This window comes from uncultured Campylobacter sp. (assembly GCF_938017615.1).
Taxonomy (GTDB): domain Bacteria; phylum Campylobacterota; class Campylobacteria; order Campylobacterales; family Campylobacteraceae; genus Campylobacter_B.
Map to the genome: position 1 here is coordinate 1 of NZ_CALIJA010000199.1, position 4,296 is coordinate 4,296.

The following is a 4,296-nucleotide window of genomic DNA, read 5'->3' on the forward strand; positions in this document are numbered from 1 at the left end:
TAAGCTATTACAAATTTATATCTATTTTTAAAGAGGGGCTTGAAATAATGGAAAATTATAATAAACAAAACGCCAGAGATTACGACAAAGAGCCGATAATAATAAAAGACTATGCTTTTTACGACTATATGAAATACTCCACGATTGCTACGCTTATAGGATGCTTATTCTTCATCTCGGTCGTTACCGTAGTAAACCCCATTGAGCCCAAAAATTTTAGACTACTCCCTTTCGCTTTGGTAATGTTTTTTATCAGGCGAAAGCAACAAAAGGGCGTCTATTTCGTATTTAACGATTCGGATATAAATATTACAAAGAAGATAAAGCTTATAAATCTTTGAAGCTTGAACAAATCGGCGCCGTTGCGATCAGTTTTGATCCGCGCTGGGACCGGCAGCAGAGGATAAGCATACCCGAAACGCTGTTTTTGTCGCTTTGGCCTTTGGGCGCATACGTTATGCGCGGAATGCATGCGATGATCGCGCTAATTTCGATGATAGCAATTAGCCTATTCGGAGCGGGTATATTGATGCATCTTAAAAATGGCAGTTTCAGATGCTTAGGCGTCTATGACCGGCTTGTGATATACGGCGAAACGGGCGATCTTAGAATTATAAATGTTTTGATTTATAGCGAAAAAGAGTATCTGGAATTAAAAGAGTATTTTATGCGCAAAACGCATATAGATTTGGATAGCGTCCCGCGCACCTTGTCGGTATTTAGCAAAAAGGTAAAATTTAGAAAATTTAAATTCTAACGCTCCGCTTGAAATTTTGCCTTTAAAATTTACGCGCTAATCATCGCCGCTTTCATATACGCCGAGCTCTACGAGATTGCCGTCAGGATCGCGCAGATAGATACTTTGCATAGCTCCACGCGCGCCCGTGCGAGGCACGACGCCAAGCTCTATTTGCGCCCCTTTGCTTTCAAGCTCCGTTTTGAGCTGCTGCGCGCTTTGATCTTCGCAGATGAGGCAAAAATCCGCCGAGCCTGCGCTAGGACGCGCCGCAAACGGCGCGAACTCGCCCGCGCGGGTGTGGATATTGATCTTTGAAGAGCCGAAGCGCAGGCTGTGTTTGCCGCCCTCGCAAACATGCTCTAAGCCCAAAATCCCTTCGTAAAATTCCACGCATTTTTGCAGATCCTCCGTAACTAGGACGAAGTGATCGATCCTTGTGATTTTCATTTCATCTCCTTGCGCGCTCGCAAGTCGCAAAATTTTTACGCCTCGCGGTGCAATCTTGGAATTCTGCCGTGAAATTTCGCGACAAAATTCCAAATGCTTATAGCGCGAAATCAAAATTTCGCGGCGTAAATTTTAAAATTCTAAAATTTAGCCTAAGTAAAAATGGAGCGCGAGTAGAGTCTGACTTTAGTAAAATTTAGACCGACGAAATTCCGTCTAGCTAGCGCAGCAAATTCTAATCTTGCGATTTTAAAACTAGCGATTTTAAAATTCTCTTGCCTACCTCGACGCCCGGCTGATCGTAAGTGCTGACGCCCAGTATCGCTCCAGTAGCGCTGGTTAGCAGCTCGAAGTAGTAAAATAGCTCGCCCACGCTCTGTTCACAAAGCCGCGAAACCTCGATTAGATCGATGCTGATACCCTCGTTTAGCACGGCTTGCAGCGTAGCATCGCACTGAAGATTTAGCACCTCATCCAGTCGCATGCCGTTTACGAAGTCGCAGCCCTCAAGACCTTGCAGACTGATACCAGGTACCGCGTCCGTAGTGCCGTTGTCCGTGAGCTTTAAGAAGGTCACGGTCTTATCCTTTACGCCGTCCATTATGAGCTGAAGGAAGCTGTGCTGATCGCGCGAGCCTACAAGCCCTACAGGAGTAAGTCCCTCGCGGCTAAAGCCGATCTTTTTACCTAGGCTTTCCGCCCAGAGCTGCACATACCACTCACCCAATGCGCGCAGCGCATCGCCGTAGCTAAAAAGGACGTTGATTTTCGCACTTTTGTGCGTGGCGTAGTGATGGGCTTTTCGTAGAATTTTATTCTCCGCGATTTTAGCGGGATCGCCTGCTAAAATTTCATCCAGATACCGCTCTTTTGCGGCGGCAGCTCCGCGTAGCATCGCGCTTGCATCAAGGCCTAGCCCAACTGCGGGCACTAGCCCTACTGCACTTAACACGCTAAAACGACCGCCTACGTTAGCAGGCATATTTATCACGCAGGCGCCGTGCTCACGCGCGAAGATATCCAGCGGCGAGCCTGCATCGGTGATAAATATGAAATTTTTTGCTAGCGCTTTTAAATTTGAAATTCCAAAACGCTGCAAAACGACCTTAAAAAGCGAGATTGTCTCGATCGTACCGCCCGATTTGGAGGATACTATGAAAATCGTGTGAGCAAAATTTAGTCCTTCGAGCGCGCGGTTTACACTGTGTCCGTCGAGATTATCCAAAATTTTAAAGCGCAAATTCTTTCTTACGCGCGGACGCAGCATCTCATAAAGCGCCCGCACGCCCACGCTGGAGCCACCGATGCCCAAAAGCACGACCCCGTCATAGCTTCGTGCGCTAAAAAATTCCTGCGCTCGCGCTATTTCGTCTGCGCCTTGCTGCGGCAGGCGGTAGTAGCCTACCTCGCCGCTTTCGTATTCGGCGCGGATCTTTGCCGCTACCTCTTCTAGCGCGCCCTCTTTTGCCAGCGGGAAAAACAGCTCATTTTTTACCATCGCCGAATTCTCGCTCGTAGAAATATTTGATCGCGTCTACATAGCCCTTTACCGAGCCGCAGTCGAAGCGAGTGCCTTTAAATTTATACGCGATCACCACGCCGTTTTGAGCCTGCTTCAAAAGCGCGTCGGTGATCTGCACCTCGCCGTTTTTGCCGGGCGCCGTCTGCTCAATGAGATCGAAAATATTGGGCGTTAGGATGTAGCGCCCGATGATGGCTAAATTTGACGGAGCCTCGCTAGCCTCGGGCTTTTCAATCATATCCGAGACCATTATCAGATCGTCGCTGATGCTTTTGCCGGCGATGATGCCGTATTTGTTTACGTCCTGCGGCGGCACCTCCATTACTGCAACGACACTGCAACGGTATTTTTCGTAAATTTTAACCATCTGCGCAAGCACGCCCTCGCCGTTTTCGTTCACGCACAGATCGTCTGCGAGCACCACACCGAAAGGTTCGTCGCGGATTAAAATTTTACCCGTGTAAATCGCGTTGCCGAGCCCCTTCATCTGCTCTTGGCGCGTGAAAGAGAAGGTGCAGCGCTTCATAAGCGCCCTGATCTCGTCGAGCAGATACTCCTTGCTGCTGCCTGAAATTTGATCCTCCAGCTCGTAGCTGCGGTCGAAATAATCCTCCAGAGCGCGCTTGCCGCGACCCGTGACGAAGGCCATATTATCCATGCCCGCCTCCAGTGCCTCGTCCACGCCGTAGTGAATGAGCGGTTTGGTAAGAATCGGAAGCATCTCTTTAGGTAGCGATTTGGTCGCGGGCAAAAAGCGCGTGCCGTAGCCCGCCGCGGGAAATAAACAAGTCTGGATCATGAAGCTCCTTTGATCTTTTTTTGAACTTTTATTATAATGCAAAAAAGATAAAATTCCGCAAAGGAAAGCCGTGAAAACGATTGAAAAAGAGATCAGCGCCGCACAGGAGATCAAAAAATCAAGCTTCATCGCCTATCTGGCGCCGCTAGCGAGCTTTGAGGTGCTGCGTGCGCAGTTGAAGCGGCAACACCCAAAGGCGCGCCATATCGTCTGGGCGTATCGCGCGCTGAATGAGCCCGGGCAGATCGTAGAAAACTCGAGCGACGACGGCGAGCCCAAATCGACCGCGGGTGCGCCGTGTCTAAATGCGCTTCGCGGCGCCGAATTGATTAACGCCGCGGTGCTCGTGGTGCGCTACTTCGGCGGGATCAAGCTAGGCACGGGCGGGCTCGTGCGCGCATACGCTAGTAGCGCGAATGCCGCGATAGACGCCGCTGCGGATGCCGCAGAGCTAGTGGAATTCGTGCTGCGTAAGAAGTGCGCGTTTTTCGTGCCGTTTGCGGCGGTAGCTAAATTTGAACATTTTTTAAAAAAATCGGGTTTTGTTTATGAGGCGAGCTTTGGTGCTGCGGGAGCGGAGTTTAGCGCAGAGCTTAGCGCGGAGGAATTTGAAAAATTTAAAGGCTTTGCAGATGCTCTCGCGCCGGCCCTTAAAATGCTGCACGAGCCGAAATTTTAAAATTTCAAAATTCTATAAAATTTAAAAGCTCGTCTCGGCTAAATTTGAAAGCATAAACGGATTTTGCATTTTATCGTAGCGGAATTTTAAAGCTAAAGTGAAATTTCATC

The 4,296-nt window shown here is 49.0% G+C and carries 5 protein-coding genes and 1 pseudogene; 3 read left to right on the forward strand and 3 right to left on the reverse strand.

Annotated features, from left to right (window positions below; all coding sequences use genetic code 11):
* Together Q0620_RS10110 and Q0620_RS10115 are read left to right on the forward strand one after the other, a co-directional pair.
* Positions 1 to 341: pseudogene (locus Q0620_RS10110) on the forward strand (hypothetical protein); the annotation flags it as partial.
* A complete protein-coding gene (locus tag Q0620_RS10115) occupies positions 338 to 757 on the forward strand; it encodes a hypothetical protein (protein WP_298784971.1) in 420 nt (139 codons plus the stop codon). The pseudogene Q0620_RS10110 and the gene Q0620_RS10115, both read left to right, overlap by 4 nt.
* A gap of 36 nt (positions 758 to 793) precedes the next feature.
* On the opposite strand, the gene Q0620_RS10120 is transcribed toward Q0620_RS10115, so the two are convergent.
* From Q0620_RS10120 to galU, 3 genes are all read right to left on the reverse strand, one after another.
* The gene (locus Q0620_RS10120) at positions 794 to 1,186 is read right to left on the reverse strand and encodes a VOC family protein (protein WP_297995300.1); all 393 of its coding nucleotides are present in this window, start codon (positions 1,184 to 1,186) and stop codon (positions 794 to 796) included.
* A 235-nt stretch (positions 1,187 to 1,421) separates the two neighbouring features.
* The gene (locus tag Q0620_RS10125; RefSeq protein ID WP_298784973.1) at positions 1,422 to 2,684 is read right to left on the reverse strand and encodes a glucose-6-phosphate isomerase; all 1,263 of its coding nucleotides are present in this window, start codon (positions 2,682 to 2,684) and stop codon (positions 1,422 to 1,424) included.
* Entirely contained in the window at positions 2,671 to 3,507 is an 837-nt protein-coding gene (galU, locus tag Q0620_RS10130; RefSeq protein WP_298784976.1) for a UTP--glucose-1-phosphate uridylyltransferase GalU, read from the reverse strand. Before galU ends, Q0620_RS10125 begins: the two co-directional genes overlap by 14 nt.
* Before the next feature lie 70 nt (positions 3,508 to 3,577).
* Between galU and Q0620_RS10135 the strand changes: the two genes are divergently transcribed.
* Positions 3,578 to 4,186, forward strand: a complete 609-nt coding sequence (locus Q0620_RS10135) for a YigZ family protein (protein ID WP_298784979.1) — start codon at positions 3,578 to 3,580, stop codon at positions 4,184 to 4,186.
* Positions 4,187 to 4,296 lie beyond the last annotated feature (110 nt).

What these genes read in the sequence shown, in the direction of transcription:
- Q0620_RS10120 (WP_297995300.1), bottom strand. Translation starts at nt 1,186, where the DNA reads ATGAAAATCACAAGGATCGATCACTTCGTCCTAGTTACGGAGGATCTG.
- Q0620_RS10125 (WP_298784973.1), bottom strand. Translation starts at nt 2,684, where the DNA reads ATGGTAAAAAATGAGCTGTTTTTCCCGCTGGCAAAAGAGGGCGCGCTA.
- galU (WP_298784976.1), bottom strand. Translation starts at nt 3,507, where the DNA reads ATGATCCAGACTTGTTTATTTCCCGCGGCGGGCTACGGCACGCGCTTT.